Source organism: Microcoleus sp. PH2017_05_CCC_O_A (assembly GCF_020738785.1).
Classification (GTDB): domain Bacteria; phylum Cyanobacteriota; class Cyanobacteriia; order Cyanobacteriales; family Microcoleaceae; genus Microcoleus.
Window position 1 is genome coordinate 1 of the sequence record NZ_JAEQCB010000136.1, and the last position, 17,143, is coordinate 17,143.

General features: G+C 46.9%; 20 protein-coding genes and 1 pseudogene. 16 read left to right on the forward strand and 5 right to left on the reverse strand.

Going from position 1 to position 17,143, the window contains the following annotated elements:
• Positions 1 to 94: 94 nt before the first annotated feature.
• From JGK20_RS25705 to JGK20_RS25720, 4 genes and pseudogenes are all read left to right on the forward strand, one after another.
• A pseudogene (locus JGK20_RS25705) lies at positions 95 to 181 on the forward strand (HNH endonuclease signature motif containing protein); the annotation flags it as partial.
• Between the two features lie 48 nt (positions 182 to 229).
• A complete protein-coding gene (locus JGK20_RS25710; RefSeq protein ID WP_293232599.1) occupies positions 230 to 433 on the forward strand; it encodes a hypothetical protein in 204 nt (67 codons plus the stop codon).
• A 61-nt stretch (positions 434 to 494) separates the two neighbouring features.
• A complete protein-coding gene (locus tag JGK20_RS25715) occupies positions 495 to 1,154 on the forward strand; it encodes a Uma2 family endonuclease (protein WP_293190550.1) in 660 nt (219 codons plus the stop codon).
• Between the two features lie 218 nt (positions 1,155 to 1,372).
• Positions 1,373 to 2,137, forward strand: a complete 765-nt coding sequence (locus JGK20_RS25720; RefSeq protein WP_293177168.1) for an ABC transporter ATP-binding protein — start codon at positions 1,373 to 1,375, stop codon at positions 2,135 to 2,137.
• A 302-nt stretch (positions 2,138 to 2,439) separates the two neighbouring features.
• On the opposite strand, the gene JGK20_RS25725 is transcribed toward JGK20_RS25720, so the two are convergent.
• The 4 genes from JGK20_RS25725 to JGK20_RS25740 all read right to left on the reverse strand — a co-directional run bounded on the left by JGK20_RS25725 (position 2,440) and on the right by JGK20_RS25740 (position 5,903).
• On the reverse strand, positions 2,440 to 2,820 hold the full coding sequence (locus JGK20_RS25725; RefSeq protein WP_293177170.1) for a hypothetical protein: 381 nt from the start codon (positions 2,818 to 2,820) through the stop codon (positions 2,440 to 2,442).
• A gap of 63 nt (positions 2,821 to 2,883) precedes the next feature.
• A complete protein-coding gene (locus tag JGK20_RS25730) occupies positions 2,884 to 3,612 on the reverse strand; it encodes a lysophospholipid acyltransferase family protein (protein WP_293205274.1) in 729 nt (242 codons plus the stop codon).
• 37 nt (positions 3,613 to 3,649) lie between these two features.
• Positions 3,650 to 4,900, reverse strand: coding sequence for an RNA-guided endonuclease TnpB family protein (locus JGK20_RS25735; protein WP_293232601.1), 1,251 nt, complete (start codon positions 4,898 to 4,900; stop codon positions 3,650 to 3,652).
• 565 nt (positions 4,901 to 5,465) lie between these two features.
• Positions 5,466 to 5,903, reverse strand: a complete 438-nt coding sequence (locus JGK20_RS25740) for a nucleoside deaminase (RefSeq protein ID WP_293177342.1) — start codon at positions 5,901 to 5,903, stop codon at positions 5,466 to 5,468.
• 248 nt (positions 5,904 to 6,151) lie between these two features.
• On the opposite strand from JGK20_RS25740, the gene JGK20_RS25745 reads away from it, so the two are divergent.
• The 3 genes from JGK20_RS25745 to JGK20_RS25755 all read left to right on the forward strand — a co-directional run bounded on the left by JGK20_RS25745 (position 6,152) and on the right by JGK20_RS25755 (position 8,293).
• Positions 6,152 to 6,748, forward strand: coding sequence for a TerB family tellurite resistance protein (locus JGK20_RS25745; protein WP_293177176.1), 597 nt, complete (start codon positions 6,152 to 6,154; stop codon positions 6,746 to 6,748).
• Between the two features lie 544 nt (positions 6,749 to 7,292).
• Positions 7,293 to 8,126, forward strand: coding sequence for a 1,4-dihydroxy-2-naphthoyl-CoA synthase (gene menB, locus JGK20_RS25750; RefSeq protein WP_293177178.1), 834 nt, complete (start codon positions 7,293 to 7,295; stop codon positions 8,124 to 8,126).
• Positions 8,114 to 8,293 (forward strand): hypothetical protein, encoded by a 180-nt coding sequence (locus JGK20_RS25755; protein ID WP_293177180.1) that lies wholly within the window; start codon positions 8,114 to 8,116, stop codon positions 8,291 to 8,293. The genes menB and JGK20_RS25755 overlap by 13 nt, the downstream gene beginning before the upstream one ends.
• A gap of 63 nt (positions 8,294 to 8,356) precedes the next feature.
• Here the strand turns inward: JGK20_RS25755 and JGK20_RS25760 are convergent, their stop codons facing one another.
• Positions 8,357 to 8,671, reverse strand: coding sequence for a hypothetical protein (locus JGK20_RS25760; RefSeq protein WP_293177182.1), 315 nt, complete (start codon positions 8,669 to 8,671; stop codon positions 8,357 to 8,359).
• Between the two features lie 1,006 nt (positions 8,672 to 9,677).
• On the opposite strand from JGK20_RS25760, the gene JGK20_RS25765 reads away from it, so the two are divergent.
• From JGK20_RS25765 to JGK20_RS25805, 9 genes are all read left to right on the forward strand, one after another.
• Positions 9,678 to 10,904: an SPOR domain-containing protein gene (locus tag JGK20_RS25765; RefSeq protein WP_293177184.1), complete on the forward strand. Its 1,227-nt coding sequence runs from the start codon at positions 9,678 to 9,680 to the stop codon at positions 10,902 to 10,904.
• A 510-nt stretch (positions 10,905 to 11,414) separates the two neighbouring features.
• The gene (locus JGK20_RS25770; RefSeq protein WP_293190549.1) at positions 11,415 to 12,119 is read left to right on the forward strand and encodes a PspA/IM30 family protein; all 705 of its coding nucleotides are present in this window, start codon (positions 11,415 to 11,417) and stop codon (positions 12,117 to 12,119) included.
• A 291-nt stretch (positions 12,120 to 12,410) separates the two neighbouring features.
• The gene (locus JGK20_RS25775) at positions 12,411 to 13,199 is read left to right on the forward strand and encodes a PspA/IM30 family protein (protein ID WP_293177188.1); all 789 of its coding nucleotides are present in this window, start codon (positions 12,411 to 12,413) and stop codon (positions 13,197 to 13,199) included.
• Positions 13,200 to 13,601: 402 nt separating this feature from the next.
• Positions 13,602 to 14,117 (forward strand): hypothetical protein, encoded by a 516-nt coding sequence (locus JGK20_RS25780; protein ID WP_293232603.1) that lies wholly within the window; start codon positions 13,602 to 13,604, stop codon positions 14,115 to 14,117.
• Positions 14,114 to 14,431, forward strand: coding sequence for a POTRA domain-containing protein (locus JGK20_RS25785; RefSeq protein WP_293232606.1), 318 nt, complete (start codon positions 14,114 to 14,116; stop codon positions 14,429 to 14,431). The genes JGK20_RS25780 and JGK20_RS25785 overlap by 4 nt, the downstream gene beginning before the upstream one ends.
• Positions 14,432 to 14,433: 2 nt before the next feature.
• Positions 14,434 to 14,883, forward strand: a complete 450-nt coding sequence (locus JGK20_RS25790; protein WP_293190569.1) for a ShlB/FhaC/HecB family hemolysin secretion/activation protein — start codon at positions 14,434 to 14,436, stop codon at positions 14,881 to 14,883.
• Positions 14,884 to 15,632: 749 nt separating this feature from the next.
• Positions 15,633 to 16,139: a Uma2 family endonuclease gene (locus JGK20_RS25795; protein WP_293232605.1), complete on the forward strand. Its 507-nt coding sequence runs from the start codon at positions 15,633 to 15,635 to the stop codon at positions 16,137 to 16,139.
• A 98-nt stretch (positions 16,140 to 16,237) separates the two neighbouring features.
• On the forward strand, positions 16,238 to 16,489 hold the full coding sequence (locus JGK20_RS25800; RefSeq protein ID WP_293177193.1) for a hypothetical protein: 252 nt from the start codon (positions 16,238 to 16,240) through the stop codon (positions 16,487 to 16,489).
• Between the two features lie 245 nt (positions 16,490 to 16,734).
• A partial coding sequence (locus JGK20_RS25805) for a Uma2 family endonuclease (protein WP_293177195.1) occupies positions 16,735 to 17,143 on the forward strand: 409 nt, incomplete at its 3' end.

The following is a 17,143-nucleotide window of genomic DNA, read 5'->3' on the forward strand; positions in this document are numbered from 1 at the left end:
CAATTGCTAGGGAACTCATAAATCATAAGTTAGGGTGAATCCGACTTCTAAACTCTAAACCTAAACCCTGTCTACTGTCTAGAACGAAATAGCCCTGCAAGTTGACCACATCATCAGCGTCAAACATGGTGGAGAAACAACAGCCGATAACCTCGCCTATGCTTGTATTTTCTGCAACCTCCAGAAAGGAACCGATTTAGGCTCAATTGTTTGGCGCACTGGAGAATTAGTGCGTTTTTTCAACCCGCGCAGAGATTTTTGGGGAGAACATTTTCGCTTAGATGAAGCTGCAATTCAACCAAGAACAGATATTGGAGAAGTGACAGCAAGAATTTTAGAATTTAATCATAATGAGCGGATTAGAGAGCGACAAGTTTTGATAGAAGTTGGTGCATATCCGTCACCAGCCGCGCAACAACGGATGACTCAGTAACTCAATAAATATCACCCAATCTAGTATAATTAAACCTATATAGTTCTCGGAGACAACCACAATGCAAGTCACAACCGCAGAAATCATTTATCCATCCAGCGACGGTCAACCAATGGCAGAAAGCACAATTCAATACAAATTAATTGTCAAAATCAAAGAAGGCTGCGAATCGCTGTTTAAGAATGACCCAAACGTTTTTGTGGCCGCCGATTTACTCTGGTATCCAGTTGAAGGTAGACCAGACATTTCTCAAGCACCGGATACGATGGTAATATTTGGTAGACCAAAGGGCGAGCGGCCTTCCTATATGCAATTTCTCGAAGATAATATTGCTCCCCAAGTCGTTTTTGAGATTCGCTCCCACAACGATCGCCAAACTAAAATGAATAAAAAACTTTCATTTTACCAGCGTCATGGAGTTGAGGAATATTACCTTTACGATCCAGAAAGAAATGAGTTGGAAGGTTGGCAAAGAATTGAAGGTAATTTAGAAGTAATTGAGCCGATGGAGGGATGGATCAGTCCTAGATTGGGAGTACGATTTGAGTTGGGCGAGGATGGGCTAGAAATATATCAACCCGACGGAGAAGCATTCGTTTCTCCTGAAGAATTGAGAGAAGAAAGGGATTTTGAAAGACAGCGTGCCGAACAAGCAGTTCAAAGAGCCGAACGTTTAGCAGCAAAACTGCGCGAATTGAACATCGATCCCGATCGCATTTAAGCCACAAATTGTTTAATTTAGGACTTACTCACCAACACCACAGCAACCGGGTTTTTATCGTTTCTGCGCGCTCTAACGAATTATTTTCGTCAAAAAACCCGGTTTCTGACTACCCGTGCGTAAGTCCCGCAACCGTCCAAACATCGCCCTTCCACCCCCGAAAACCGCTCAGAAGTGTTAACTTAGTAGTAAGTTGTGTCGATCGCACATAAAAACAAATGCCTGAACTACAAACCGAGACCCACCAAGACCTCGACCTGCAAACCACCTCAAAACCCGTCATCCTCGGTCTCAAAGACGTAACCAAAGTCTACGGCATCGGCGACCTCGAAGTGCGCGCCCTCAACGGGATCAGCTTGACGGTAATGCAAGGAGAGTATTGCTCAATTATGGGCGCATCCGGTTCAGGCAAATCTACAGCTATGAATATTATCGGTTGTCTCGATCGACCTACGAGCGGCAGTTACTACCTAGACGGCGTAGATGTCGCCCAAATGCCCGAATCAGAATTAGCCGGAATTCGCAACTTAAAATTAGGGTTTGTGTTCCAACAATTTCACCTATTGGCTCAACTAACAGCATTAGAAAATGTCATGTTACCGATGGTTTATGCAGGCATTCCCTCATCAGAAAGACGCGAACGCGCAGAGGAAGCTTTAACCAAAGTTGGTCTAGAAAGTCGCATGAAAAACAAACCAAATCAACTATCAGGAGGACAGCAGCAGCGCGTAGCCATCGCCCGCGCAATTGTTAACCGTCCCGTGTTGTTGCTTGCAGATGAACCGACTGGTGCATTGGATACAAAAACTACTCAAGAAGTAATGGATATTTTTACAGAATTTAATGAAGCCGGCATGACTGTTGTGATGGTAACTCACGAACCGGAAGTTGCGCGACAAACTCGCCGGGTTGTCTGGTTCCGCGACGGTGAAGTTATTCATAATAATCTGAATCCGGCAGAACTTTCGCACGCGGTGTTTTAAGTATTTTAAACTAAAATAATAGTCTTCTTCAACCTGCGGAGGCAGGTTTTGTTTGTCTCGACGCGGTTTCAACCGCCGTGTCTTATTCAAACCTGCGGAGGCAGGTTTTGTTTGTCTCGACGCGGTTTCAACCGCCGTGTTTTCTTCAACCTGCGGAGGCAGGTTTTGTTTGTATAGACGCGGTTTCAACCGCCCGGTATTTTTGCGGTTTCAACCGCCGTGTCTTTTTACGGTTTCAACCGCCGTGTCTTTTTACGGTTTCAATCGCCGTGTCTTTTTGCGGTTTCAATCGCCCCGTCTTTTTAATGAAAAGCGCTCGGAAAAGCTGCCCAAACTCGATCGACAAAATCTCTAAGTTGCCGAGAGGCGATCGTGCTATCCTTGCGATCGGAGTCCAGAGACTGCAACTGGGTTAACAGCGAAATCACCTCCGTATCCAGCGCCGCCCGAAACAAACTCAGTGGCCACAGCAAATCCGCACCATCCCGCAAATCTGATAAAGTGTATTCTTCCGGCCACCTTTGGGGGAAATCCTTCCCCGAAACCAATCCAACCAACATCAAAGGGCGCACCCAACAAATTTGACGTGCTTCAACCACTTGAATTACCTCTGAATGCAGGCACGCATCTCCACATTCCAAACTAACAATTTGACCAGGCTTAAAGTTCAAACCACAATCCATTAATGCTGACTCTTAATACAGACACAACCAAGCAAAATAAGTGCCGCATGCAACTGCCAACTGTCAACTGTCATCAAGAGTTTTAAGAGCCATTTCGAGTTGGGCCGTCAACAATTTTGCTTCTTTTTTACCACTACCACCATTAGCATAATCTGCCACAGAAATCGGAGCACCGATCGCAATTTTAACCCTCGAACGCCATCGAGGAATGCGCGGGCGATAGCGAATACTCATCGGTACAATCTTCACCCCCAAACCCGGTGTGTTCAACTCCGCTTGCATGGCCAAACGAGCCAATCCAGACTTCGCAGGGTGAACTTCACCATCTTGAAAAATTCCACCTTCGGGAAAAATTACCAACATTTGCTTGTCGAGGAGCAATTCCACCCCGTAACGGAGACTGCTAATTGCCGGATGCCGGATATCGACAGGAAAGCCTCCCAAATGTCTGATAAACCAACCTTGCACTCCTTTGACTTCATCAGCAGTTACCATGAACCGCAAATCGCGTCCAGTCACCTTCTGTCCCGTTGAATAGGGCATCATCAGCGCATCCCACCGGGAACGATGCGTCGGGGCTAAGATTACAGGCCCGTCTTTCGGCAAGTGTTCCTGTCCGGTTATCTCAATCTTGCCAAAATAAAACGGTAGGACAATATAGTGACCTAGCGGATAGAACAAGGAGGTTAACCAAGGAGAAACGCGAGAGGTATTAGATGCTACCTTGGCAGGCATTGGCTTCACTAGAGAGGATTTACTGAACTCAACGGCGATCGCGGCAGTATGATGCATGGCAATTACCCTGCTATATCGATATATAGAGTGTGAACTACCCGCCAGCAATCGGAGTACCGATATGCTGGGGGCTTCCCAATTCAATGGCAACAGCCTCGGCGACAGTGGATTTTTGCCCATACCGCTTTGGTCTTACATTGCCTCCAAGGGCAGTAACGCTGGTTCCCAACGTCAATATCCGTAAGCCCTCATTTCTGATATTGACTGCCGCATTAATGTCTCTATCGTGCCGCTTAGAGCAGTGGGGACAATTAAATTCACGAACAGACAGATCCATTTTCGGCAACAACAGTAAAGTCTCAGAACAAAGGTGCGATGACGGAAAAAATCGACCGACTTCTAGGTAGACTTTGCCCTCTGCCTCTGCTTTGTATTTGAGCATCGTACAGAACATTCCCCAGCCAGCATCACTGATGGATAAGGCAAGGTTATGATTCTTTACCATGTTCTTTACTGCCAGATTTTCTACGACAATGACTTGGTTTTTATCGACTATCTTACGGGATAGTTTATGCCGGAAATCTTCTCGAACTCTAGAGATTCTGGCGTGGACTTTGGCAACAGCCAATTTAGCCTTGCGCCGCTTGTTGGTAGTTTTGTCCCGTTTACGACATAACTTACGCTGTTTGCGCTTCAGGTTGCGCTCGTGTTTTCTCAGATGTCGAGGATTTTGGTATTTAGAGCCATCAGATGTAACAACAAAGTCAAGCAATCCGAGGTCGATACCAATGGCTTTGCCGTCTTTGTTTGTAGCGGGCTTGTCAATACCATCCTCCATCAGCAATGATGCGTAGTAACGACCATCAGGCATCTTAGACACCGTAACCGTCTTCAAACTACCCACTAATTCGCGATGAATTTTAGCTTTAACCACTCCAAGATTACCCGGAAATTTAATCTCGTCATTTCCCAAAACTTTAACGTTCTGTGGGAACTGAATCGATTGTTTTCCGTGACGTTTTTTGAAAGTTGGGTATGCTGCTCGACCATCAAAGAAGTTGATAAACGCTTGAGACAAATTCAAAACCGAAGACTGAAGGCATTGAGAATAACAATCTTTGAGCCATTCAAACTCAGTTTTCCAGACGGGAATCTGTTTCTTCATCGTGAAAGCAGAAATACCTTTCCCAGTCTCTTTGTAGGTTTGGGACATGGTAGCCAATGACTGATTCCATACCCAACGGACACAACCAAAAGCTTGCGCTAGATGGCTCTGTTGTTCAACGCTTGGATAGATTCTGACTTTGACTGCTTTTAACACGATATTATTTATCACAATCGGCATACCTATGATAATACAGGCACAAAGAAAAGGGTGAAGATTTGCTCATCTCCTCATCCACCCAACCGCCCGCCACCGAGCGACGAAGAGTCAGATTCCGGTGGGGTGAAATCGTCGCAAAGCTCGCCTTTCATCCATCGCGGGATAACGGTACTCCGTTTCGCGCGATGGATTCCCGTCTGTTCTAGCTAAAGATATGTTGCTTGGCAAATCTTTAGTCTTTCGATGGGGACACTTTTGCTATTGGCCTTTGCCTCCGCAAGCGATCGCACCCAAAACAGATAATCTGTAAGCAGGTAAAATACGATCCCAGCCGACACCACTACCGCACAGCCGTCAAGGGATTTTAGATTTTAGACTTTAGATTTATGCCACAGATTAATCTGGGAATTGGAGCTTTGGTCTAAAATCTGGAGTGCACCGGGACGAGTGTCGGCAAGCAAGTATCCGTTTTTAGGCGGGGTCAACCGCCGAGAAAGCTCGATCGGGCAATTACCGATCTATTATTTCAGTTAAAGAGCCAAGTTAGACTAAACATCGGCTATGGGAGAGTAAAAAACTTTACCTGTTAAATTTGCCGGCGGGCTTCAAACCAAGCAAGCAACTGATCTCGACAAACAGACTCCATAATACCGCCGAGCACCTGTAAGCGGTGACACGAAGGCGCGCTATCTGGAAGATTAGCCACCGTCCGAATTGTGCCAGTTTTCGGGTCATCTGCTCCGTATACCAGCAAACCGATCCGAGCTTGTACGATCGCACCAGCGCACATCGGGCACGGCTCCAGCGTCACGTAAAGCGTGCATTGATTGAGATGCCAGTCTTGCAAAACCTTGCCCGCCGCCCGCAGCGCCAAGACTTCAGCATGAGCAGTCGGATCGCAGTCTCGCTCTCGCCGATTTTGCGCTTCGGCAATCAATTTGCCAGCACCGTCAACAATGACAGCACCCACTGGCACTTCGCCCGCATCACCGGCTGCTCGTGCCAGTTCCACAGCCCTACTCATCCAGTGTCGGTGAATAGCATAATTAGAATCACTACTACACAACGGCTCTGTTGGCAAATTCACGGTATACCTAAGTATCTGAAAACACTTAATATAATCTTATTTATCCACTTGCTGTGGAGAGAAGTAAGTGCGATCGCTAAGAAAACAAGTTTTTTACGGAATTCATGGCATACTTACCTAGCTGAAAACACTTAAGATCGAGAAATAAAGTTACACTACAGCCCCATCCAGAGTAATTTTGAATTATGGACACCACCCTGATTAGCACTGAAGTTGTTGAGCTGTTGTCCCGGATTAGCCGCCAAAAGCTCCGCGAACAAGATATCACTCCTTTGGTAGTGTTTGTGACTGCTCTGATTTCCATCCTGCGGGGAGTGATGATTATCGACAGGACGATCGCAGTTGAAGAAGAAGAACGGCTGCAAAAGACTCTCAAAGCCTTTGCCAGCGGCGATCCACATCGGATAGAACTAATTCAGCGCCTTGTCAAAGGAGTCTCCAAACAGCAGGTTTACTTCAACCCCACGGAACTGCTAACCCTGACAGCTTTCTTCTCAGAATCAGAAAAGCTGTTGCTCATCGGTTCCGGCTACGAAATGTCAGCGGTAGACGGACACATCGATTTGAGGGAGCAAATGTACTTACAGTCGATCGGCAATCGGCTCGGCCTCGACTCCAGACACATTGCAGTCGTAGACACTTTATTTACCAAAGAAGGAACCCTCAACCAAGAAGACTTTGCCGAAGTTAAAGCTTTACTAGCTCCCAGCGAATTTGAGTCCCGCGATCCGGTATTTGCCAAAGCAGCAAAGCACCTGCTGTCTCTGTTAACGCGCAAATAATGCAACGCAAATTATTTGCTGCGTCAAAATTTGAGACTGTTGGGATGGGAGACGGGAATTGCGCGCTCTTGTATTAAAAACCGGGTTGTTTAACCGGCAACAAGAGCGCTTCACAGTTGATTTGGGGAAGTCGGTTTGGGCCACGAGTCCCGCTTAATTTTTTTTCCCAAGAGTCGATCGACCTTCGTATCCCATTGAACCGAATCCATCTAAAATCTAAGGAATGAGAATTAAATAACTTACAATTTTAATTATTGTGGGATGGGCGTCCCGCCCGTCCTTTATAGACGGGCGGGACGCCCATCCCACTTTTAAGAGTGTAAATTATTTAATTCGCGATCCTAAAAGCGAATTATTCCTGCATCGATCGCCCCAGCTCGCTCTCAAATCTCAACTTAACCCCGCATCAACGGGTACCTTGCCCCCGACGCTGTTGAGCGAGTGGATGATCCCCCAAATTTAGACCAAAGTTCCTACTCCGGTGATTCATCTGCCGAGTAAATCTAAAATCTAAAATCTAAAATCTAAAATCGACTGATTGATTATGCAAATTGAATGGCAAACCGCCAAAACCTACGAAGACATTCTCTATCAAAAAAGTGGCGGTACCGCCAAAATTACCATCAATCGACCTCACAAACGGAACGCTTTCCGTCCCAAAACCGTGCAGGAATTGTGCGATGCCTTTACTGATGCCCGTGAAGACACAAAAATCGGCGTTGTCCTCTTCACCGGTGCGGGGCCTCATACAGACGGCAAATACGCCTTTTGTGCCGGCGGCGACCAAAGCGTGCGAGGTTCTGCGGGATATGTAGACGAAGGTGGCATACCCCGGTTGAACGTGCTCGACTTGCAGAAGTTGATTCGATCGATGCCCAAAGTTGTGATTGCTTTAGTTGCAGGATATGCGATCGGCGGCGGTCACGTTTTACACTTAATTTGCGACTTGACGATCGCTGCTGACAATGCTATTTTCGGGCAAACTGGCCCCAAAGTCGGCAGTTTCGACGGCGGTTTCGGGGCCAGCTATCTCGCCAGAGTTGTCGGCCAGAAAAAAGCCCGAGAAATTTGGTTTTTGTGCCGTCAGTACAGCGCCCAGCAAGCTCTAGAAATGGGTTTAGTCAACTGCGTCGTACCCGTCGAACAACTCGAACTTGAAGGGATGCAGTGGGCCCAGGAAATTCTGGAAAAAAGTCCGATCGCGATCCGCTGTTTAAAATCCGCTTTTAATGCCGACTGTGACGGTCAAGCCGGTCTCCAAGAACTGGCTGGAAATGCCACTTTGCTGTATTATATGACCCAGGAAGGCGCCGAAGGCAAACAAGCCTTTTTGGAAAAACGGGAACCCGATTTTAGTCAATATCCTTGGCTGCCGTAGCTCGATCGAGAAATAAGTTTTGGGATTCCCTCATTCAAGCTACAGATATTATTGATTGCTGTGAGTTGAATGACCCGAGTTTAGTCGATCGTCCAAAAGTATCAGTATGGATACCAATTGCCAAAAAGAATGAAACTGCTTTGCCAGATCCAAATCATAATAGATAATAGTTATCAGTGATTTCCCAATCGCCAATCGAAAATGATACAATCTGTCCTGTTGCCGACGGACTAAACCGAGACTGCTGCCGATTTTTCGGTTAATGTTGTGCCTGTTAACTGGCAGGCGTTGCGTTCAGAAACAGGAACAGCGGTCTCATGCGGAGTCGCAGTCTGTTCTTGCCACAGTTCAATTTCTGTGATGTTTTCCCAAGATCCCCCAAAAGGCGAAACTGCCAAAGAACAAGCTTTCCACTGACTTTGCACCGGCACGGTCAACAGAGCACAAATTCCTCCGCGTCTCCCCTCAGGGGTATAGTGGCGGCAGTGACGACAAGCAGAAATTAATGGGGTTTTCATAAAAGTGTTGGCGGAAATCAGTTTCATCTCTAATTCTCCTGTGTAGAGCTAGGAGGTTTTAGAGCATCCCAGCCCTTATCCTGTCTGGGTTATAGCGATCCCCGAAGCATAATAAACCTTAATGATTTATTTATAATCTTGTTATATATAGAAACAATCACCTCAGTCCTTCCTCATTTTGTAGCGAAAAAGACAGGTTAAAAGTTTATAAAGGGTCAGGGATCAAGCAAAAGGACAAATACGGAACGACTATGAGATCTTCTAAATAAACGGTTGCTCCGATGCCAAAATCTGCTGAGAGTCGGGTAAGCAGCCTCCGGGACACAGTAAGAATTAAGGTTTCAGTTGACAGTTGACCAGGGACAGTTGACAATTAACAGCGACCTCTACCTGGAAGGAAGAGGATTAGAGTAATGAATCGTCTTCTTTTAATTTATCAAGGGCGATCGGGCTTGGGGCTTTAAACCAATTCTTTATGGTCAAACGAAAATGAAAACAGAGCAAATGGCGATCGACACTTCGGGCCCAAAGGCAGCAGTTGCCTTGACACCAAAAGCAGCTAATCCTAGAATAAGCAAGTTTTAAAGCTTCTTGTTGATAAAAAAAGTTCGGCAAGCGGAAAACGAGCGAGTCTTTAGACCTTCCATGAAAGCGGCACGGGCGGTTCAAACCGCCGTGAATCTTTCTTGATTTTTAAAATTTTTAGCAGTGTAAAAAGGGCTTTTGCCGTTACACTCTATTGTTGGGATGAATACACAGGTGTAAACCTGGGAAGCAAATGCCTACCATATATTCAAGGTACGCGGGGACTCCACGGAACCAAGGGCTAAGCCCCTTAAACGCTTGAGGAGCTTGCTGAAAGGCAAGGATAGCAGCCCACCATTTTTTGGCAAGAGGATTGCGCCCAAGAACCCTAGTAATAGGGATATTAAGAACGAAATTTCTTAAGAATCTCAGTCGCCAAGAGCGCTGAGAGTGTCAACTTTAGAATCAAAACATTAAAATCAATTCAGAGGCGGTAGGAGTTTTGCTAATGAGTAAGCGTTCTTCAGTGGAATCCCCAAGTCAATCCTCATCAACCCCAATCAAACCTGCTTTGCAAGCAGTCCTCGGGTGTTTGGATGTCAACCTAGAAGCAGAACTGACAACATACAGAAGACACAGGCGGCGCGCCGAACAGTGGGTGTCGCCATCAGTTCGCAGCGGCCAGCCAACAGCCACAACCGAGCCACAAAAAAGCCAAAACCTACCGCAGGCTGCGGAGGAAGCCCAGCAACCGCTGTCGCTGCCCCTATCCCTTGGCGGCGTCCAGGGCGATTCCCCGCTAGCAACTACCGTGGGTGGGACAAAAATATCTAGCAATACCTTTGCACCCAACAATTATCTCGAATCCAGCGAAAAACTGATCGAAAGTTTGGACGAAGCAAAAGCTGAGCCTGCCCAAGAACGCAGTTTGGCCGCGAGTCTGTTAACTCCCTTGGGACTGAGTTCGATGTTGCTGTTTCTGTTGTCGTGCACAGCTTTGGGTTATGCAGTGATGCACCCGTCAAGTCTGGTTAAAATGGCAGGCCTGAACCGTTTTCTCGATCGCACAACCCCCTCTACTAACGAAAGTCCGGCAGCTACAACCATAGATAGCAGTAGCAGCAGCAAGGAACTGCCGAAAGCTCCAAATCTGGCATCCAAAGAATTTGTCGAGCTAGATTTGAACACTCTCAGCAACGTCAATCCCACAACCAGCCCCATTGCTTCCCCGTCGCCCAAAGCATCAATCCCCCCCAATCCGCCAGCACCTCCTGCCCCCATCGGCGCTGTCCCAATTCCGACAGAAGACGGCAACCCGGCCAGAGGTAGGGAACAAGGACTCAACAATATTAGTACCGCTTTGCTTCCCAGTCCCAGCCCCAGCGCCACCCAGACAGTCCCGACACTGCCGACACTGCCTCCCACACCCTCCCCAGCCCAGCCAGCCGCCGCATCCCCTGCCACAGCAGCCCCGACAGCCACAGCAGCCCCGGCCGCAGCAGCCCCGCTAGGAAGACCGACACGGGCTAGCGACGGCTTTTACTACGTTGTCACCGATTACACCAATGAAAAAGCGCTGCAACAAGCCAGAACCGCAGTTCCCGATGCCTACGTGCGGAACTTCTCAAAGGGTGTCAAAATTCAAATGGGGGCTTTGAACGATGCTGCCTCAGCAGAACGTTTGGCAAAGGAACTCCAAGCCAAAGGGATGAAGCCGCAATACTATCAGCCGTAAACTCGTTCAACAGTTGACAGTTGACCGCTTGACAGTTTGACAGTTTGAGAGCGACTTCTACCCTTAAGTCCGAGGATTGGAGTAATGAATAGTCTGATTTTAATTTCTCCCGAGCAGGCGGGCGGGCTTTCAACCAATTATTTCTGGTAAAGGTTCAAAAACTTTAACTAAATTGTTAGACAAAGCTAGACAATGATGAATGTTTTGTCTAACACAAAATTGGTTTTTTAAGTCAGACAAGTTCCCACACAGAATGCAAATGTAGACGCCCGATCCAAACCTTACGCTGACCAGTCAATCGATTTGAGATTTTAAATTTTAGATTTTAGATTTGCTGACAGCGCAGTGAATCTGGGAGATTGAACTCTTAGTCTAAAATTTGGGAATCGACCCTGACGCTCGCGTTGGGGGCTTGTACCTATTTTTGGGCTGGTCAATCGAAAATCGCAAATAATAATATTAATTTCCAGTCCTAAATCTAAAATTTAAGAAAATCGGGAGATAGGTAAAATGGGATTATTCGATCGCCTGTGGCGAGTGATTCGAGCCAATATTAACAGTTTGGTCGGAGCAGCCGAAGATCCAGAAAAAATTCTGGAACAAGCTGTAATGGATATGCAGGAAGATTTAATCCAGCTCAGACAAGCCGTAGCAGGAGCGATTGCCGCTCAAAAACGCACCGAACGCCAGTGTTCCCAAGCTGAGTCCACAGCCGCAGAATGGTACCAGCGGGCGCAGCTAGCTTTGCAAAAAGGCGAGGAAAATTTAGCGCGGGAAGCTCTGACGCGCAAGAAATCCTATCAAGAAACGGCAACGGCGATGAAAGCCAGTCTCGGACAGCAAAACGCTGTGGTTACTCAACTTAAAGAAAATATGCGATCGCTCGAAAGTAAAATTTCTGAGGCAAAATCAAAAAAAGATATGTACATTGCCCGAGCTCGATCGGCCAAAGCGTCGGAAAGGCTGCAAGAAATGATGGGAAATCTCAGTACCGGCAGTGCTTTGAGCGCCTTTGAAAAAATGGAAGAGAAAGTTATGCAGCTAGAAGCTCGTTCCGAAGCCATCGCAGAACTTGGAACAAACGATTTAGAAAAGAAGTTTCTCTCTCTCGAAGCTGCCGGCGATGTCGATGCCGAGTTGGCGGCGATGAAAACACAAATGCTTCCGAGCAAGAATACACCAAAATTGCCGTCGGGCGAGCCACCCACATCCTAAACCCCACTCAACACAACAATAGTTGGGATAATTGGCCAAACTTCTCAACAGATGGCCCATCAGCGTATTGGGGAATTCCCGGATCGAAGTTAAACTCAATAGATAGGTGCATCAATTAGCTTGGCTGCACCACTGACTCGATCGCTTTAAACTGTATTTACTATGTTTGCAAAATTGCTTCATGCTCGATCGCACTAAAAATCTGACCAACTGAGTCTCACCATCGCGGGCTAACGCTATCAAGCCTGCTTTGGGCCTACTTCGTACACCTCACCCAGGAAAAATAGCATTATGGGATTATTTGACCGCATTAGCCGAGTCGTCAGAGCCAATCTTAACGATATGGTCAACAAAGCTGAAGACCCGGAAAAGATTTTAGAACAATCCGTTACGGATATGCAGGAAGACTTGGTGCAGTTGCGTCAGGCCGTTGCCAGCGCGATCGCCACTCAAAAACGCACCCAGACTCAGTACAATCAAGCTGAATCCCAGTCTAACCAGTGGCAGCAGCGCGCTCAACTCGCCCTGCAAAAAGGAGACGAGACTTTAGCCCGCGAAGCTCTAGTACGCAAAAAGTCTCACGCTGAAACGGCTGCTACGCTGAAAGCGAGTCTGGAACAGCAATCGGGTCAAGTGGAAAGCCTCAAACGCAACTTGATCGGTTTGGAGAGCAAGATTTCCGAAGCCAAGACTAAGAAGGATATGCTCAAGGCGAGGATTTCTGCTGCTAAGGCTCAGGAACAGCTCAACAATACCATTGGCACCTTGAATACTGGCAGTTCAATGGCAGCTTTCGAGCGCATGGAAGAAAAAGTTTTGCAGATAGAAGCCCGCGCGGGAGCTTCCGCAGAGCTGGCGGCTGGCGGGAGCAATTTAGAGGAACAGTTCCGCTTGCTTGAAAGTGGTGGCGATGTTGACGACGAGTTAGCTCAGATGAAGGCTCAACTGAGCGGAGGTTCTGTGTCTCAAGGTCAATTGCCGGCTGCGGGTAAAACTGCTGCGGCTCCTAGTAGCTCGGAGTCGAGTCCGGTGATTGACGCGGAGTTGGAAGAATTGCGATCGCAGCTCAATAAAATGTAGTAATTTCTATCAAAATTCACCGATTTCTCAGATAACCCCGCCCAACAATGGGTACCAGCCCCCGACCCTCGTTTAGGGTCGAGTTCAAAATTTTAGACTAAGGTTCAAGCTCCCAAATTGCATGAGAGAGTAAATCTAAAATCTAAAATCTAAAATCCAAAATCTAAAATCGACTGATAACTTTGATAGAATGCTCCGCCTACCTACAGCGCTAGCTTGGGTAAGTCGGAGCTTTTTTCTGGATTTTTTAGCAAATCACAAAAAATATTTTTTGTCAAGTATATTTATGTTGAATTTAATGACTTAAGTCTTAAACAAAAGTGATAAAGTTACTTTAATCTTTGTAATTGCGCCAGGAACCCCTGCTCGTAAGTGTAAATAACTATCAATTATTATTAATCAATGATGCCCCTGCCACATTCCAGAGGGTTTTGTAAAATCAAGTTTTTTAGCGCAATAGCACTTGGTTGTTCAATTACAGCTATTTGCTTCGCATCGTCAGCAGCTCAAAGTGTTGGCGATCCGATCGTTGCTGGTGAATCAGGCGGGCGATCGCCTTTTGTTAATAACAATTTACAGTCTCAATTAAAACTTAATCCAGAAACAGCAGACGATCGCGATCGACTTTCTGGCGATTTATACTCAGGCTCAGAATTAGATAGATACAGTAAAGAGCCAGAAACCGACATCCCGGAATTTGCAGCAGCAGCGCCAAGTCAGGAACCTGAAACTCTCGCCCAATTGCCCAACCGAGGAGACAACCGACAAGAAATTCCCATTCCCAATCCTGTACTGCCAAATCCGGCTCCCCTCCCAGAACCCGCGCCCCCAGCGCCCCTACCTCCGATAGAACAGCTTTTGCCACCCGTCCCCGTACCGAGACGGACTGAAGAATTGCCGAATATTCCGGTACAATAACGGTCGATCGATTTGAAGTAGTTGGCAGTACCGTCTTTAGCAAACAAGAATTAGATGCTGCACTCAAAAACTTTGTAGGCCGCCCGCTGACTTTCGCCGAACTGCTGGAAGCTCGTTCTGTGGTGAGCCAACTCTACATCAGCAAAGGTTTTATCACTTCGGGTGCACTGCTGGAAGCTCGTTCTGTGGTGAGCCAACTCTACATCAGCAAAGGTTTTATCACTTCGGGTGCGCTGATTCCCCCACAAACCCTTGCGGTTTTCCACTGTCGCCCGGGGCGGATGCTCGCGGTAGAACTCGGGTTTCGGCGCTGAGACTGTTTCAGGATTTTACTCAGCGGGGAGAGAGGGATGTCTTGGCGGCGCGATCGCAGTTCAATCTGGGAGTCTCAGCATTTGGCGCTACCGCGAGCAACAGGGAGCCTGACGGTCAATTTTTGACGTGGCGCGGTCAATTGCAGTACGTGCGGTTGTTGGCTCCCCAGACGCTGCTGGTTGTGCGCTCCCAGGCGCAGTTGGCAATCGCTGAGCTTTTGCCGATCGAACAATTTGGTTTGGGCGGCCCGGATACAGTGCGGGGCTACCGTCAGGATGCAATGCTTGCGGATAGCGGACTTTTTGCTTCCGCCGAGTTGCGGTATCCGATTTTGCGTACCGGGGACAAAAAAGGTCTTTTGCAGGTGACGCCGTTTGTGGATGCTGGCAATGTTTGGAATAGCGGGGGAAGGGTGGCTCTGGAAGCAAATACTCTGCTATCAGCGGGATAGGGCTTGCGGTGGCAGTACGGCGAGAGGTAGAATTCTCGGTTCGGCTGGGGCATTCCTTTGATTGGCATCAAATCGGGCGAGAGGAGTTGGCAAGAGCGCGGGCTGTATTTTTTCGTAGAATTCAAACCTTTTTAGGAAAATAGCCGTTCTGCCCTTAGCGGAACTGAGTAATTTGGCTATATAGTAATAAGTATCATTTGGCACTCATCTTGAGGTGCCAAGAGTGCATTTTACTGAAAATTTTTACATTAAACTATGTCTAAGGTGCGGTTACTGGTTTTAAGTTCTTTTGCTTCCGGTTTTGGTTTTTGCTCAATCATTTTGGCGATGTTTACGATGATTTACGGGCTGTCGTTTACGTCTTTTTTTGTGTTTGTTTTAACCTTGGTATTCTTTGGAATCAATATGGTGTTTGCTTTGCATTATTACACATCAATCACTAAGCAGTTGAATGTGAAAAGTAAAAGGAAAGCTAGAATTTAGCGGTTGTGAAGCAGCAGCGGATAAAGGCATGGAGAGCGGGAGCATCTCAGTTTTTGATTTGTATTGCTGTCGGGAAATCGCGAGTTTTATATAGATCGCGAGCTTGGACAGCACTAGAAAAAAAGCTTTTTACCAAAATGAGATGCTCCCTGGAGAGTTCTTGATATAATTTGAATGGAATCAGAAAAACGCCTCTAGGTTAGGACAATTATCTAGCTGCTGTAAATCATAATTATTGTAGGTCTAATTATTTAGGAGGTGCGATCGTGGTCATTGCTCAAACCAACCCGCCAAACCTTGCTTCAGATGCAACAAAGACTAGCTTCACTCCTGATGAATACCGGGCCATGGAGGAAACCGCCGAAGAACGTCACGAATATTGTAACGGAGAGATTATTGCTATGCCCGGAGGTTCAGAAGTCCACAGCGCGATCGCCTGTAACTTGTTAATTCACTTGGGATTTTTGCTCAGAGACACCGATTTTCGCTTGTATAACAGCGATTTGCGGGTTTGGATTCCCGAATATAACTGCGGAACCTACACTGATTTGATGGTTGTCAATGGGGAACCGGAATTCCATGGATCTCGCACGGATGAAATTCTCAATCCTTTACTGATTGTCGAGGTTCTTTCGCCCTCTACCGAAGCCTACGATCGAGGTGAAAAGTTCCGAAAATTGAACAATATCACAATCTCGATCGCCCGTCGGGCGATCGCTGGCAATGGCAAGTGTACGATCGGGTTGAAGGGGCGATCGTCCTGCACAGCTTAAATATAGAACTGCCGATGGCTGAAATTTACCGCCGGATTAGTCTTTAAGGGCGATTTATCTAGCTTTCTTATCTGTCATAGGTTAGCAGCAGAAGTTTTATGAAGAAGGATATTGAGAACGAAATGGAAGACGAATTACTTGCTGAGTATGACTTTACTCAGATGAAAGGAGGTGTTAGAGGTAAGTATGTTGAGCGATATCGTGCAGGGACAAACTTAGTGCTTTTAGATCCAGATATTGTGCAAGCTTTTCCCAATGATGCAGCAGTGAATGAGGCATTGAGGATGTTAATCGAGATGGTAGCATCTCTGTTTTGCATTTATAGTGCTGTCCCCGCTCGCGATTGGTAGCAGACGCGAGCGGGGACAGCACTATAATAAAAAAAATGCTTTTTGCAAAATTGAGATGCTAATCCAGATTGCACAGCGCCAGCAGTCAAATCACGAAGAAACTAAACTTTTATGACGCGATGTCAGGAGATTGTGCGATCGCTCAGATTCTTAAAATCCCGAAAAAGCGATCGCCTCTGGGTTAGGACAATTATCTAGCTGTAAGTCATAATTATTTAAGGTCTAATTATTTAGGAGGTGCGATCGTGGTCATTGCTTCAACCAATCCGCCAAACCTTGCTTCAGATACCACAACTCGCTGCACTCCAGATGAATACCGGGCGATGGAGGAAACCGCCGAAGAACGTCACGAATATTGTAACGGAGAGATTATTGCTATGCCCGGAGGTTCCCCCGCTCACAGCCGTATTGCCGTAGACACTACGACTTTTCTCAATGTGGCTCTCCGAGACACCAATTTTCAAACCTATAACGGCGACTTGCGAATTTGGATTCCTAGCTTCAATCACGGAACTTATCCCGATGTTATGGTAATTGATGGCGAACCGGAATTCAATGGATCTCGCACGGATGAAATTCTCAATCCTTTACTGATTGTCGAGGTTCTTTCGCCCTCTACCGAAGCCTACGATCGAGGTGAAAAGTTCCGAAAAT